Source organism: Metalysinibacillus jejuensis (assembly GCF_003057615.1).
Lineage (GTDB): Bacteria > Bacillota > Bacilli > Bacillales_A > Planococcaceae > Metalysinibacillus > Metalysinibacillus jejuensis.
Map to the genome: position 1 here is coordinate 1 of NZ_QAFW01000055.1, position 13,736 is coordinate 13,736.

At 38.2% G+C, this 13,736-nt stretch carries 13 protein-coding genes and 1 pseudogene; 5 read left to right on the forward strand and 9 right to left on the reverse strand.

The genetic code is table 11. The features are described from left to right. Positions 1-438 precede the first annotated feature (438 nt). Complete coding sequence (locus tag DDE80_RS12285) at positions 439-921, reverse strand: DUF3879 family protein (RefSeq protein ID WP_029501007.1); 483 nt, start codon at positions 919-921, stop codon at positions 439-441. Between the two features lie 608 nt (positions 922-1,529). On the opposite strand from DDE80_RS12285, the gene DDE80_RS12295 reads away from it, so the two are divergent. Then, the gene (locus tag DDE80_RS12295) at positions 1,530-1,751 is read left to right on the forward strand and encodes a hypothetical protein (RefSeq protein WP_153060902.1); all 222 of its coding nucleotides are present in this window, start codon (positions 1,530-1,532) and stop codon (positions 1,749-1,751) included. 12 nt (positions 1,752-1,763) lie between these two features. After that, positions 1,764-2,687, forward strand: a pseudogene (locus DDE80_RS12300) (ISL3 family transposase); the annotation flags it as partial. A 37-nt stretch (positions 2,688-2,724) separates the two neighbouring features. Here the strand turns inward: DDE80_RS12300 and DDE80_RS12305 are convergent. Together DDE80_RS12305 and DDE80_RS12310 are read right to left on the reverse strand one after the other, a co-directional pair. Next, the gene (locus DDE80_RS12305; protein WP_108308111.1) at positions 2,725-3,126 is read right to left on the reverse strand and encodes a hypothetical protein; all 402 of its coding nucleotides are present in this window, start codon (positions 3,124-3,126) and stop codon (positions 2,725-2,727) included. A 12-nt stretch (positions 3,127-3,138) separates the two neighbouring features. Continuing rightward, positions 3,139-3,996 (reverse strand): tyrosine-type recombinase/integrase, encoded by an 858-nt coding sequence (locus DDE80_RS12310; RefSeq protein ID WP_108308113.1) that lies wholly within the window; start codon positions 3,994-3,996, stop codon positions 3,139-3,141. Between the two features lie 158 nt (positions 3,997-4,154). Here DDE80_RS12310 and DDE80_RS12315 point away from each other — a divergent pair, with 158 nt between their 5' ends. Beyond that, a complete protein-coding gene (locus DDE80_RS12315) occupies positions 4,155-4,949 on the forward strand; it encodes an enoyl-CoA hydratase/isomerase family protein (protein WP_108308115.1) in 795 nt (264 codons plus the stop codon). Positions 4,950-5,068: 119 nt separating this feature from the next. On the opposite strand, the gene DDE80_RS12320 is transcribed toward DDE80_RS12315, so the two are convergent. The 3 genes from DDE80_RS12320 to DDE80_RS12330 all read right to left on the reverse strand — a co-directional run bounded on the left by DDE80_RS12320 (position 5,069) and on the right by DDE80_RS12330 (position 6,734). After that, entirely contained in the window at positions 5,069-5,320 is a 252-nt protein-coding gene (locus tag DDE80_RS12320; protein WP_108308116.1) for a hypothetical protein, read from the reverse strand. A gap of 185 nt (positions 5,321-5,505) precedes the next feature. Then, a complete protein-coding gene (locus DDE80_RS12325) occupies positions 5,506-5,937 on the reverse strand; it encodes a GNAT family N-acetyltransferase (RefSeq protein WP_108308118.1) in 432 nt (143 codons plus the stop codon). Continuing rightward, positions 5,934-6,734, reverse strand: coding sequence for a hypothetical protein (locus DDE80_RS12330; protein ID WP_108308120.1), 801 nt, complete (start codon positions 6,732-6,734; stop codon positions 5,934-5,936). The genes DDE80_RS12325 and DDE80_RS12330 overlap by 4 nt, the downstream gene beginning before the upstream one ends. 94 nt (positions 6,735-6,828) lie before the next feature. On the opposite strand from DDE80_RS12330, the gene DDE80_RS12335 reads away from it, so the two are divergent. Beyond that, a complete protein-coding gene (locus DDE80_RS12335) occupies positions 6,829-7,986 on the forward strand; it encodes an aminotransferase class I/II-fold pyridoxal phosphate-dependent enzyme (RefSeq protein WP_108308122.1) in 1,158 nt (385 codons plus the stop codon). A gap of 103 nt (positions 7,987-8,089) precedes the next feature. Here the strand turns inward: DDE80_RS12335 and ytvI are convergent, their stop codons facing one another. From ytvI to DDE80_RS12350, 3 genes are all read right to left on the reverse strand, one after another. After that, entirely contained in the window at positions 8,090-9,169 is a 1,080-nt protein-coding gene (gene ytvI / locus DDE80_RS12340; RefSeq protein WP_161952330.1) for a sporulation integral membrane protein YtvI, read from the reverse strand. Between the two features lie 81 nt (positions 9,170-9,250). Continuing rightward, a complete protein-coding gene (locus tag DDE80_RS12345) occupies positions 9,251-10,435 on the reverse strand; it encodes an AI-2E family transporter (RefSeq protein WP_108308125.1) in 1,185 nt (394 codons plus the stop codon). A gap of 43 nt (positions 10,436-10,478) precedes the next feature. Then, positions 10,479-11,651: an MFS transporter gene (locus tag DDE80_RS12350; RefSeq protein ID WP_108308126.1), complete on the reverse strand. Its 1,173-nt coding sequence runs from the start codon at positions 11,649-11,651 to the stop codon at positions 10,479-10,481. Between the two features lie 152 nt (positions 11,652-11,803). Between DDE80_RS12350 and DDE80_RS12355 the strand changes: the two genes are divergently transcribed. Then, positions 11,804-13,405 (forward strand): ABC-F family ATP-binding cassette domain-containing protein, encoded by a 1,602-nt coding sequence (locus DDE80_RS12355; RefSeq protein WP_108308128.1) that lies wholly within the window; start codon positions 11,804-11,806, stop codon positions 13,403-13,405. Positions 13,406-13,736: the final 331 nt, after the last annotated feature.

Consider the following 13,736-nt stretch of genomic DNA (forward strand, 5'->3'; position numbering starts at 1 on the left):
TTTACACGCCTGTTTCTTTGGCATGCGCTTCCGGTGAAATGGCGAACGTACGTCGAAGAAATCTTATCATCAGCTCGGATGATTTATCAAAAAAGTGTTACGTGATTTTGGCTAATCAACACGCGTGCTCCCATTACTTACATTCACATTTAGCGTGATACTGCTCACCTTTGACAAAGTAGGTGTTGAACCCGATGAAATATTAAAAATTTTAGACTCTTTTCCAGACAAAGAATTCATGGTGCCCGTATTACCCGAAAAATAATTTGAAGCATACGTAGTGAATGTATCATCAGACGTAAGCGCAGCCTCCTCCTCAGCAAAAATATAAGTAGGCATTGTAAATATCAGCATCAGTGCTACAACTAAAGAAAACATCTGTTTATTGATCTATTTCCCTCTAAATATTAAATATAAATTTCATTGCAATTAGTAAACTCACACTTTAATATCTACACCTGGACTATTGTAAGCTTCTGCTATAATTCCAGTTTTTACAGGTTTACCAAAATTCCAGGAAGGATCCTTTTCTTTGACAAAGTCGACAAGACGTTGCGCTTCATTATGAAAGATCTGATCAAGTGTAAAGCTAGCAGAAGGACGTTCAGTTGCTGGTAGTGAATTTAAATAATTCGTTTTGACTTTATTAAAATTGCTTTTTTCATCTAACATACCGCCATAGTTTTCCATACTATCTCGTGCAACTTCAATTAAATCTTGTTTTACTTTGTCAGAAACAGGTACAATCCTTTTCCAATCCAACCTATTAGTTACATTCATTGGATCATTGTCATATGTGCCAGGATAACGGGGCTCACTTTGTGCTTTAGCGTTTTCCTTCATCTGCGCAAATTTTACTGTTTGTTGTAGGTTACTTATTGTTGCGAAATTAATTTGTGGAAAAGTCGAATTCAGTCTCATTTATATTCTCCTCTCATTAAAGAATGAAAATTTTAACATATATACTATATATCGACCATATCAGCTTTAATTTAAATGAAATGGCCCGATTGTAAAAAATAAATAATCACCAATTCAATTTCAGGAGTTCCGCAATAATTTCAGAACTACCAGGTATCAATAAAACCAATGAAACAACAATGAGTAGGACACCAATAACAAATAACAAAATAACTGCCTTAACGGCCACAGATACACCTTTTTTTGTAAGACCAACAATAACAAGAACAATACCTATCAAAAGCAATATTAACTACCAAAAACCCATAAAACTTCTCCTTTCTTTCTTAAATAAATAGACGATTAAGGTTATAGGATTTTGCAAATATATAAAATAGACCTTTAATCTGGCCCTATTCTTGCACAACTTTGTTCGGTTAATGCACCCAAATGCGAAGCAACTCTATTGTAACTAAACAACTTTCTAATCCACCTGTTTAATGGCTCATCACCGTAACTTGGGGTTGAATTTATATCAATTCAAAATTTTTACAATAAAAGATAGAATAAAAGCGAAAACTCACGTATCGTAATTGTTGTCGAGACAAACCACGAGAGGAGTTTTCGCTTTGTACTCCAAGTTTATCAAAATGATGCTACCGTTACCATCTTTTTTTGAAATCGCTCTATCATCTGATGAGGAGCCGAATGTGTTTCCTATCACAGCTGCACCTCAAGAAATTGCTTGCCAAATTTGTGCAGGTGCTACTGTTTGTCATGATCGTACATTGCGTCGTTTTCGCCATGGCTATGCTTGGCATATTGGCGTGCTTTGGATTGAATTATTTTGACCACGCCAGCGTTGTAAAGGGTGTGGTTTTACATTTACATTTGACTATGGATTAGGGCTTGTCCGTTCTTCAACGGAATCATTTCGTCGTGAAATTACGAAACGTTGTCATGGTCGTTCGATTGCGGATGTCGCACGTGAATACGAGCTGCCGTACACAACAGTTGAACGTTGGTTTTATACGTATGCACCGGATCAATTGGTCGAAGAATCGGCACAACATATTTGTGTGGATGAGTTTGCTTTGCGTAAAGGTCACAACTATGCGACAAGTGTGTTAAATGCTGAGACAGGGCGCATTTTAGCCATTGTTCCGCATCGAGATCAAGATGCGATTGAAGCTGTTTTAAAGAAAGTAACAGGCAAAATTCAAACCGTCATTAGTGATTTTGCGCCTGCCATGGCAAGTGCTATTCAAGCAGTCTATCCAGCAGCGATTCATGTGCTGGACCGTTTTCATTTAGTTCAGTTTTTCACGGATGCAGGGCAACGAAGACGTCGCTATTTGGGTGAAGCGAAAAAGCATCATACATCACGTTTTATTGACCGTTGTTTAGCTCGAAAACCTGAACAATTGACAGAAGAAGAACGTGCTTTTGTGCAAGAATGGCATCTTGAAGATGACCATACAAAGCATATTTATCAAGCGCTGAATCATATGCGCTATGTGTTAAAAGCAACGACAAGTACACAAGCGAAAAAGCGATTAAAGGATTGGTTAAAACGATACCAGTTTCACACGTGTGGTGTTGTTGCGAAAATCGCCAAAACGGTGATTATACGAGAAGAAGCGATGATTCATACGATCTATTCACCCTTCTCAAACGGCATCATGGAAGGTACAAATAATAAAATCAAACTCATCAAAAGACGTGGATTTGGTTATCGAAACGATGACCATCTTTTCCTTCGATTACGATTGGAAACAGGGCATTGATTTTGTCATCCCCGACTTATGGTGATGAACCCTTTTTTTACATAGAAATCGTATAAAATGAATCTTGTTGGTGTAATGACCAATTTGTTGATAACATTTTTTTAATAGCATCGGCCATGTCTTTAGTTAATGCTAAACGTTCAATAGCTGTATTAGTAACAGTAAAATCTTTATCTTGTTGTAAGCCAAAACGTTTTTGTAATAAATTAATTAGGCCAGGCATAGTGATGTAAGAAATCGTATAATTGCCTGCTAACGCTTCCTTTAGCACTTCAGGTTGTTCACTTAATTTAATCGCTTCTTCCATTGGCCACTCGCTAATCAAATCTGACCAATCACCGGCCTCTTTATCTTTAGCTTGCTGTAAAATCTCTTCATTTGTTAATTCTTCTTGTAGCGCTAGTAATTCGTACGCTTGCAATAAATTAATGGTAACCATTTTCTCTACTCCTTATTTTAAACGGCGCTTTCGTTCAGCTAATACCCACTTTCTCGCATAACCAAAACGCTCCACCGCTACATTATCATCATCTTCTGTTGCCCGTGAAATAACAGCATAACGTAAATCCGTAGCACGAACGGTAAATCCGACATGTTGCGAAATCGTTTGAAAAATTCGTTCGACGGTTTTTACCGTAATCGGATTGCCCTGCACGTTTGCATCGCTTTGCCAAATATAAGGCGATGTTGTCGTGCGTTCTTGTTCATAATCTGCTAATAAAGCAAAATACGACACATCCGCGTCAATGTCACGAAAACCTTTACCGCGTAATAGCCGTACTTTTTGTTCATCATAACGAATGTGTTGCCACTGCATACGCACAAGCTCAGCTGGTTTACAACCCAGTGTTAAAAATGTCGTAACAATCAGTTGATTGCGCTTCGCAATGCGCCATTTTTCATCGGTATCTGCATGTGTTAAAAAATTATCCCACACTTGTAAAACGCGCGTAATTTGCGCATCAGTAAGTGCTGCGACTTCTTTTTTAGGTACAATTTTCGGTTCCAAAATGGCTAAATAGGCTTCGCTTGTTAACCATTCACGTAAATAAAGAAATTGTGAGAAGCGGCGTAAACAAGCAACTTTGCGGTTATAGCTCGTTTCTTTTGGATAAGTTTGCGCTAAATGATCGCGGTAAATGTATAAAAAATCATTATACGTTTTATCAGAAAAAGTATAGCCTTGCTCTTTCGCAAATGCTACACATTGACGCGCATCAATAGCATATTGCTTTTGAGTTGACTCACTCATCTGCAACTGTCGTAAATGAATTAAAAAAGCATCCCATGCTCGTTGAAATGTCACCATTTTATCACCTACTTTTGTTTGTCGGATAATAGTATATCAAATATTGTTTGAAAAATGAAATAGTTTGTCTCACTACGTGAAAAAGCGCATAACTGACAGAATATTATTGCAGGAAATCTGTTACACTGTTATATAATAGGATGAAGGGAGTTTTATTCATGCAAGTTAAAACATTACACTTAGAAGCAGAAGAAGCGAAAATCATTTATCAAGAAACAGCAGGCTTAGCTATTATTACGATTTCACGACCACAAGCTAAAAATGCCTTAACCGCAAATATGTGGGCACAGTTGCGCACCATCGCCTTAAAAGTATTAGATAATCCTAAAAATAAAGTGCTTATTATTCGTGGGAAAGGTGAAAACTTTACAGCGGGCTCTGATATTAAAGAGTTTAATGCAATTTCACTTGATAAAGCCGAAGAAGCATTTGTGCATATGGAACGTACCATCTCTACAATCGAGCGTCTGCCAATCCCGACCATTGGCGTCATTAATGGACCGGCAATGGGCGCTGGCTTAGAATTAGCGTTAGCTTGTGATATTCGCATCGGTTCTGAAAAAGCAAAAATGGGCATTCCTGTTGGAAAATTAGGAATTACGCTTAATAATAAATTTGCACAACGCTTAGTGCAGTTAATTGGCCCATCCGCTACTAAAGATTTAGTGTTTACTGGGCGTATGTATAAAGCTGAAGAAGCCTTCCGCATGGGCATGTTAAATTACTTAGTCGCAGAAAAAGATTTACAAAAATATATGATTCGCATGGGTAAACTTGTTGCAGGTATGTCCCCTGATTCATTGCTAGCTGTGAAGGAATCGGTACAAGAGTGTGTTGATAGTGTACCAAAACTATGGGGAGGTTCTACACCATTTGTAGGAAATGATTTTACAGAAGGTTGTGCAGCCTTTGTTGAAAAACGTCAACCAAATTTTACTCGTAAAATAAAATAAACGACCAAACGCCGTATGAGCCTTCAGTTCATATGGCGTTTGTGGTAGAAAAAAGAGAAATTGAATGTGCTCAATTTCTCTTTTTCGATAAGGCGGATAGAACCCGGCCTCTCTTCGTATTATTTGTCATTTTCATGTAATTCAATCGTTTGCTGTTGTTGCTCTTGTTCAGCAATAATCGCATAGTCACGATCACCGAGCGTATCACCTTGTACGCGATCACGTTTTAAATCTTTTGTCCCTGTTGTTATATCATCTAATGGCGTAAATGTTTGATTTACTTTTTTGCCTTTAAATAAATTCATAACAACACGGCCAATAGCCCATAATAAAGCGAGTGGCAATAATAAAACACCGATAATCCGAATCATGTTAACACCCCATTCGTTTACTTTTATTATAGCATAATAATCACTTTTAATTTGTGGACGCTTGATTTTCTTGCCCCTTTGCCTTTTGGCGAATGTAGTCTACTAAATTTAAACGTTTCTACCATCTGACGCACTTGCTAGTGTAAAGTCGTATTTTATTGTTTTTTGTACGAAAAACAAGAGAATTACAGCGTTTTCGTGTAATGATGCATAGTATCGCGCGTCATACCAACCTTTTGATAGAGCGCTTTGGCTGGCGCGTTGGTAGGCATCGTTTCAAGGGTGATGTAGCAAGCATCTTGCCTTGTAGCAAATGCAAAAACTTCTTCAAGCAGTTGTTGGCCTAAACCTTTATTACGATACGCTGCCGTAATATACATATCATTTAGCACAAAAGCTTTTTGACATTGTAAGGATGAGAAGGTCGGGTATAGTTGAACAAAACCGATCGGCATACCGCTGTCTTTCATCACGAAAGCGATTGATTCTTGGTTTGTAATGCGTGCCTGTAAAAACTGCCGTGCTTGTTCACTCGGCACGTGGTCATAAAAAGCACGATACGCTTCAAACAATAATTCAATTTCGCTAGCGTCCGTCACTTGACTAATCGTTATCATTCTAACTTCCCTACTTTACAATGTATTTGATCTGCCGTAAAACCGAATGTTGACAGCATTGCTTGTTGCAACTGGTATTGCAGCTCCCGAATGTCAGCTGGTAAATCGAACTGAATAGGTGCACGATAAACGAGCTTTAACTCTACAATAAATTCATTTGTCGTTACAATTTTTAGTTGCTCTACCTTTGCGATATGAGGATGGTTTTCGGCAATATACCGTACGAGCTGTGGATAAACACGCTTATGAACATGAATCGTCTGTTGATGAAAGTCGGGATGCACGATAGTTGTTTCGCCAATTTTAACGCGCTTTGGTGTGAAAATATCCCAGCCTTTTTTAATAAGCCGCTTAAAAAAGTTTTGACTTACTTGGTCAGAAGATACCGGCATAACATGTTTACCTTCCGTCTCTCGCGCAAACTTCGCACGGCGTATTTCATTTTCTGTACGAATATCCGTCACATAATAATAGTTGTCAATCTCGCCTACTTCTAATGTTTTGGCAATGGTACGTGTCATTTTATCAGAAGTACCAATAATGAGGAGACTCGCTACATTGTATTTACGTAAAGCGGCCTTCACTTCTTCGGCATGCTTGGCATCGTTAAAAATTGCGCGACGCACTGCGGTTACGGTATTTTTTTCGAACTTAGCAGATGTTCCCGCAACGCGCTTGCCTCGTACAATTAGTAAACCATCATCAATCATCGCCTCTAACTTATGATCGTGGGCAAAGGTAACGGCACTCGTACTTTTTCCTGTGCCACTCGGTCCACTTAACGAATATACTTTCATTCACTAAACTCCTTTTTCGGATAAAGTTGATATGCTATAATAATACAATACTTCGGATAAATTGTCCGAAAATTTAAGTAAGGAGTGTCAGCTTTTGAATATTCAACCAGCAAAGCGCATGGCTTTATTCGCACCTTCAATTTTTAGCGACTTAAAAGACTTTGCCAATCAACAAAAGGCGAAAGGCACCGACTTAATTGATTTAAGTTTAGGTAGCCCAGATATCCCGCCTCATGAAGACATTAGAAACCTATTATCGGAAGAAAGCGCGCTAGCCACTTCTTACGGTTATACGCTAACAGGCACACAACATTTTTATGAAGCGGTAGCACGTTACTATAAGCGCCGCAGTAATGTAACGCTAGATCCTACATCTGAGATTGTACAAACGATGGGTTCACAAGAAGGTTTAGTTCATTTACCAATGGCTTTTTGTGATCCAGGCGATGTCATTTTAACAACAAACCCTGCGTATGTTGCGTACGATACAGGTATTCATGCCTCAGGCGCAACACCTTACTATATGCCTCTTACGAAAGAAAATAATTATTTACCTGACTTAGACGCTGTCCCACAAGAAATTGCAGAACGCGCCAAACTACTCATTTTAAATTTACCAGGTAACCCTGTTCCGGCGATGCCATCTATCGCTTACTTCGATCAAGTAATTGCTTTTGCTAAAAAGTATAATGTCATTGTATTACATGATGCCGCTTATTCTGAGTTTTACTTTGAAGGCGATGCCCCGCTTAGCTTCCTACAAGCGGAAGGGGCTAAAGATGTCGGCATGGAAATTAACTCCTTATCAAAAAGCTTTAGTTTAGCTGGTACGCGAATTGCTTATATTGCAGGAAATGCTAAAATGATTGAGATTATTCGCAATTTTAAATCTAATATGGACTTTGGTATTTTTCAGCCGATTCAAAATGCGGCAGCGTATGCATTAGACCATGCTGAACCCATTACTGAAAACCTACGTGCTGTTTTCTCAGAACGTCATAAAGTGCTCATGCAAGGTTTAGAACAAATTGGCTGGGAAGTTGCTCCTTCACAAGGTGGTATGTTTGTTTGGGCGAAATATCCTTATGCTAAAGATTGCACAGACTTCGCTTTTGAGCTAATTGAAAAATTAGGAGTTGTAACCGTGCCAGGTACCGTATTTGGTACAGCTGGTGCAGGCTATTTGCGTTTAGCTCTTGTACAACCAACTGAAAAATTACAAGAAGCGGTGACACGTTTAGCCACTTTATAGTGGTGGCTAGCTAAATTTTATATCCGGCTAACAAAAAAGTGTTAGTCGGATTTTTTACATATTTCATAAAAAATGACTTCGGCATAACACCGAAGTCACCTCATTACTTCCACCAATTCATTTGTTCTGTATTTTTAATATTGATTACCATTACGGTAACAATTGGCGCTAAAATCATACCAATAATACCAAAAACTCGTAACCCTATAAACATAACAAATAAAGCAAACACTGTATTTAACCCTAATTTTTGGCCTACGATTTTTGGCTCCATGACTTTTCTAACAAGCGATACTATACTGTAAATCACTAACAGTTGAATGCCGAGCGTCGTATTGCCATTTAAAAATGCGATAATAATCCAAGGTACCATAATACCCCCTGTTCCAAATACAGGAATCATATCAAATACTGCAATACCGAGGGCAATTGGAATTGCATTCGGTAATCCAATTAGCAAAAAGCCAATAGCAAGCTCTGTAAACGTAATCGAAGCGATAAGTAAATACGCTTTAATATAGTCTTTAAAGCTTTTAGTGAAACTTTTCATTACTACTTTCATACGTGATAAAGTACGTGGTGGCACTTGACGGGCTAAAAAAGCCACAATATAGTCGTAGTCCCATACAATAAAAATACTCGCTAATAATGCAAATGATACCGTTAGCAAAAAACCGGGTAATGCGAGCGATAAAGATGTTAAGCTAGCTGCTAAATCGCCCGACCATGTGAGCGCTTTTGCAGTAATTGTTTTTAACGTGTCATTTAATAAACTTTGATACTTCGGTGCATCTTCAGGTGCAATGCGGGCAAAGGTTTCGGTACTAAAAGCTTTCATACGTTCAAGCGCAGGCAAAATACTCGTTAAATATAACGAGGGTAGCTCAATAATAAATTGATTCAACCAACCGAACAATTTAAACAAAAGCCAAGTAACTACACTAACAATCATTGTATACAAGCCAAAAATAACGATGAGTCCCCATACCTTTTTATTCGTTAAGCGCGTACGTTTTGCTAAAAAACGTACAATCGGCATACAAAGTGCTGCGATTAAAAAAGCAATGACAAAAGGTAGAATAATAGGAAAAACATAATGAAAAAATAAATAAATGAGTGCTAAAATCATTGCGATATACATAACTTGAATAATACGATTACGTTGTTGTTCTATAGTAGCCATAAGTACACCTCCCTGTTCTACCATAAAGCACCTCATAAAAAACTACAAAAAAAGCACTTCCTTTTTACAGGAAGCACTTTTTCACTCATACTTATCTAGTGGATCGCCTGCAAAGCGGTTATAGCGACGTTTAAAAGCAACAAAGCCATGAGTGACTAACACTTTTAATACAGCATAACCTGGAATCCCTAAAATAACACCGGGCACGCCGAATAATGAGCCTGCTACAAGTAAGACAAAAATGATAGTAATTGGGTGAATTTCTAATGATCGTCCCATTACTTGTGGTGAAATAAATTTGCCTTCTACTAATTGAACGACTGTCCAAACAGCTGCTAACTTAATTAGCATGACAGGCGAAGTTACGATTGCAATAATGACAGCTGGAGTAATAGCAATGATTGGTCCTAAATAAGGTACTACTGAGGTCACCATCGCAAGCGCCCCTAGTAACACCGCATATTTCATACCGATAATTAAAAAACCTATGGTCACCATTACGCCAATGCAAAATGATACGATGAGCTGGCCTTGAATATAAGAGCTAACTTTTTCATCCATATCACTTAGTACCGTACGCATTTCTTTACGAACGCGTGGCGGGAAAAGTTTTAAAATATAATCCGGTAGTTTCTCACCATCTTTTAGAAGATAAAATAAAATAAATGGTACGGTTGCTAAATGTAGCACAACACCTGTTACTGTAGATAACACACTTGTAATGCCTGTCGCGAACCCTTGAATCATAGATGTTGCAGTTCCCTTAATGCTATTGCCCAAATCGCCTGATAATTTAGTTGTAATGTCTTCTAAGTCAAAGGTTGTGAAATATTTACTGAAGCGAGAATGATTGAAAAAAGCACTCACACTTTCTGAAAATGAACGGTAATAATCAGGGAATTCCTGTACTAAATTCATTAACTGATCACGTAAAAATGGAAATACTAAAATGACAAGTAACGTAATAATGCCGCCTGCTACGAGCAGTAATAAAATAATACCCCAAATACGTTTAATACCCCATTTTTCAAGCAAACGCAGTACAGGTCGCAATAAATAATACATAATACCCGCTACTACAATCGGCAACACAATGACTTGAAATAATACACGCAGTGGCTTAAATATAAAATCGACTTTATTAAATACGAAAATTACACTCGCTAGTAATAATAAAGTAATTAATACGAATAATAGATTTTTACCACCTAAAAATCGGATAAATTTTGTAGAAAAAATACTATCTTGTTGATTGTTTGTTGGCATACTTCCTCACCCCTTTTTCTCTACTCCCTCTATTCCTTACTTCCTAGGAATTAAAACCTTTTGTCGTGCGTGAAAGTGCCCAAATAATAAGTTGCATTATAATGATAATACTACCAAAAATAACATAAGCAAGTGATGGTTGATTCGTCTGATCGATTACCAAACCAATAAGTAAAGGTAAGATTGCACTTAACATAAAGCCACCTGACAAGACCATAGATGACCATGTATTAGCTTCTGTGTCATTTTTAGCTGCATTTAATGGCAGCAATAAACCTAATGGAAATAAACCACTTAACATCAAACCGATAAGTAAAACGCCTAACCATAACCAAACACCGCTCGTCAATGCAAAGAGCAGTAACCCAATTAATGTAAGGCTACTTAAAAAAGTTAGCCAAATGATAGGTGTAAAATAACGTTCCACTAACCACGGAATCGCCAAATTACCTAGCATTTGAATCGCTGAAAAAGCCATTAACAAATACCCTGCCTCTTGTAAGCTAAAACCTTGTGCTACGGCTAACGGCGACAACCATGTCATAAAGCTAAAAAACAATGCGGTTTGTAAACCAAAAAAGAGTAAAATAAGCCACGCCTCTTTTTGGCGCCACGGATTGCGAGCGGTTTCTTGCGGAGCTATTTGTGTTAGTGTTTCTTCTCCCGCAATCGCTACCCATAATACTACAGCTATAATACCTAATATTCCCCAACTACCAAGTGCGATAGACCATGAAGTTTGTTCGTAAATTGCGAAGCTAAAGCTCGCACTAAGCGTGGCACCTACGCCGATCCCAAAAGAATACACACCTAGTGCACTTGCCGTGCGCTCTTTAAATTGCGCTTTAATTCGCGCATTCATAATAGGACCAATAATGGCAATGGCAGTGCCTGCTATAAAACTCGTTAGTAAGAGGATGCTATAGGTTGGCAGTATAGCTCGTAATATCGTAGCAATGGCAATCATCGCAAGTAACATTGGCATAATAATAGTTGGGAATTTACGAGTTAGCGGAAAAGCTAATGGTGCAAATAATCCCATACAAAATACAGGGATACTCGTTAGTAAGCTGACTTTAGTATTTGTGCTAGGCAGCTCATCTAGCAATACGTTGAAGAGTGGTCCTATAGAGGTAATAATAGGACGCAAATTTACCGCAACAAAAAATATAGCGATAAGCCATAATAACTGCGATGGCGTTGTTTTTCGTTTCATGCTGTACTTCCTCTCTACCTGCCTCAATCCTATGAAACATACGTTTTTACTCTACACAATACAAGCATGAAAAACAATATGTATTAACGAAACAAACATGCTATAATTGAAACACTGTGTAAAATTTTTTATTCAATAGGAGGATTTCAACTATGATTCAAGTAAGTGAAGTAGGTCTTCGTTTTGGCGACCGCAAGCTATTCGAAGATGTTAACATAAAATTCACACCAGGTAACTGCTACGGTTTAATCGGCGCAAATGGTGCAGGTAAGTCAACATTTTTAAAAATTCTTTCAGGTGAGCTTGAAGCTCAAGAAGGTCATGTATCAATGGGTAAGGACGAGCGTTTAGCTGTTCTTAAACAAAATCACTTCGAGTACGAAGAATATACAGTACTTGATACGGTCATTATGGGCCACAAAAAATTATATGATGTGATGCAAGCAAAGAACGCAATTTATATGAAGGAAGACTTCTCAGATGAAGATGGCATGCGTGCTGCTGAACTTGAGGGCGAGTTTGCTGAGTTAAATGGTTGGGAAGCTGAGTCAGAAGTGGCTACCCTATTAAGCGGTCTTGGTATTAAAGAAAGCATGCTAGACATGAAAATGTCAGAGCTTGAAGGTTCAGATAAAGTAAAAGTATTATTAGCACAAGCACTATTTGGTCAGCCTGATGTACTATTACTCGATGAGCCTACCAACCACTTAGACTTAAAAGCTATCCAATGGTTAGAAGAGTTTTTAATTAACTTCAACAATACTGTAATTGTTGTTTCCCATGACCGTCACTTCTTAAATAAAGTATGTACACATATCGCTGACCTTGACTTTGGTAAAATCCAACTTTATGTGGGTAACTACGATTTCTGGTATGAGTCTTCTCAGCTTGCACAAAAGCTAGCACAAGACCAAAACTCGAAAAAAGAAGAAAAAATCAAAGAACTACAAGCCTTCATTGCCCGCTTCTCAGCGAACGCATCGAAGTCTAAACAAGCAACATCACGTAAAAAAATGCTGGATAAAATCGAACTTGACGACATCCGTCCATCAAGCCGTAAATATCCTTTCATCAACTTCCAAATTGGACGCGAAATTGGTAACGACGTGTTAACAGTTGATGGTCTAACAGGTTCACACGAAGGCGAAACAGTATTTAAAGATATCCGCTTCTCTATGAACAAAGACGATAAAATCATTTTATTAGGTAGCCCAATGGCAAAAACAGCACTACTTGATATTTTAATGGACAAACAAGAAGCGGACGCTGGCACCTATAAATGGGGCGTTACAACTTCTCAAAGTTACTTTGAATTAGATCACGACAGCTACTTCGAAGGCGGCGAAAAAACATTAGTTGAGTGGCTACGCCAATACTCACCGGAAGATGAAACAGAAAGCTTCCTACGTGGCTTCCTTGGCCGTATGTTATTTAGCGGTGAAGAAGTTAAAAAATCACCATCTGTCTTATCAGGTGGCGAAAAAGTACGTTGTATGTTATCAAAAATGATGCTTTCAAGCGCTAACGTTATTTTATTAGATGAGCCTACTAACCACTTAGACTTAGAGTCTATCCAAGCGTTAAACGAAGGTTTAATCCGCTTTAAAGGCGCAATGCTATTTACATCACATGACCATCAGTTCATTCAAACAATCGCTAACCGCGTCATTGAAATCCAACCAGATGGCAGTATCTTAGATAAGCAATGCACGTACGATGAATTCCTTGAATGGAAAGAAAAGAACAACAAATAAAAACTTTTAAAACCCCTACAAACGTTGATATAACAGCGTTTGTAGGGGTTTTGTAATTTGTGGGAATAGCCATAAAAACCCCATAAAACCCAATCTTTTTGGGGCTAAATTGGGGCTACGTTGGGGCTGGGTATAAAAAAACGGCGCTAAAACGGCGGAAAAGATTTAAATTACAAAGCCTTGTACGTGCTCGGTTGCTTCAGGTGTCAATATCGGCTTAAAATTCCCCAAAAATATCGGAATAAAATTCCTCACTTTTCTGTTTTAACCGTGTGAGGCAGCGGGAAAATTCCCGCTTTTTTCTTCTCCTCCATACGGTAAGAATCGCCCT

Coding starts and splice junctions, on each gene's coding strand:
- DDE80_RS12355 (WP_108308128.1), top strand. CDS start 11,804: ATGATTCAAGTAAGTGAAGTAGGTCTTCGTTTTGGCGACCGCAAGCTA.
- DDE80_RS12315 (WP_108308115.1), top strand. CDS start 4,155: ATGCAAGTTAAAACATTACACTTAGAAGCAGAAGAAGCGAAAATCATT.
- DDE80_RS12350 (WP_108308126.1), bottom strand. CDS start 11,651: ATGAAACGAAAAACAACGCCATCGCAGTTATTATGGCTTATCGCTATA.
- DDE80_RS12285 (WP_029501007.1), bottom strand. CDS start 921: ATGAGACTGAATTCGACTTTTCCACAAATTAATTTCGCAACAATAAGT.
- DDE80_RS12325 (WP_108308118.1), bottom strand. CDS start 5,937: ATGATAACGATTAGTCAAGTGACGGACGCTAGCGAAATTGAATTATTG.
- DDE80_RS12330 (WP_108308120.1), bottom strand. CDS start 6,734: ATGAAAGTATATTCGTTAAGTGGACCGAGTGGCACAGGAAAAAGTACG.
- DDE80_RS12305 (WP_108308111.1), bottom strand. CDS start 3,126: ATGGTTACCATTAATTTATTGCAAGCGTACGAATTACTAGCGCTACAA.
- DDE80_RS12310 (WP_108308113.1), bottom strand. CDS start 3,996: ATGGTGACATTTCAACGAGCATGGGATGCTTTTTTAATTCATTTACGA.
- ytvI (WP_161952330.1), bottom strand. CDS start 9,169: ATGGCTACTATAGAACAACAACGTAATCGTATTATTCAAGTTATGTAT.
- DDE80_RS12320 (WP_108308116.1), bottom strand. CDS start 5,320: ATGATTCGGATTATCGGTGTTTTATTATTGCCACTCGCTTTATTATGG.
- DDE80_RS12345 (WP_108308125.1), bottom strand. CDS start 10,435: ATGCCAACAAACAATCAACAAGATAGTATTTTTTCTACAAAATTTATC.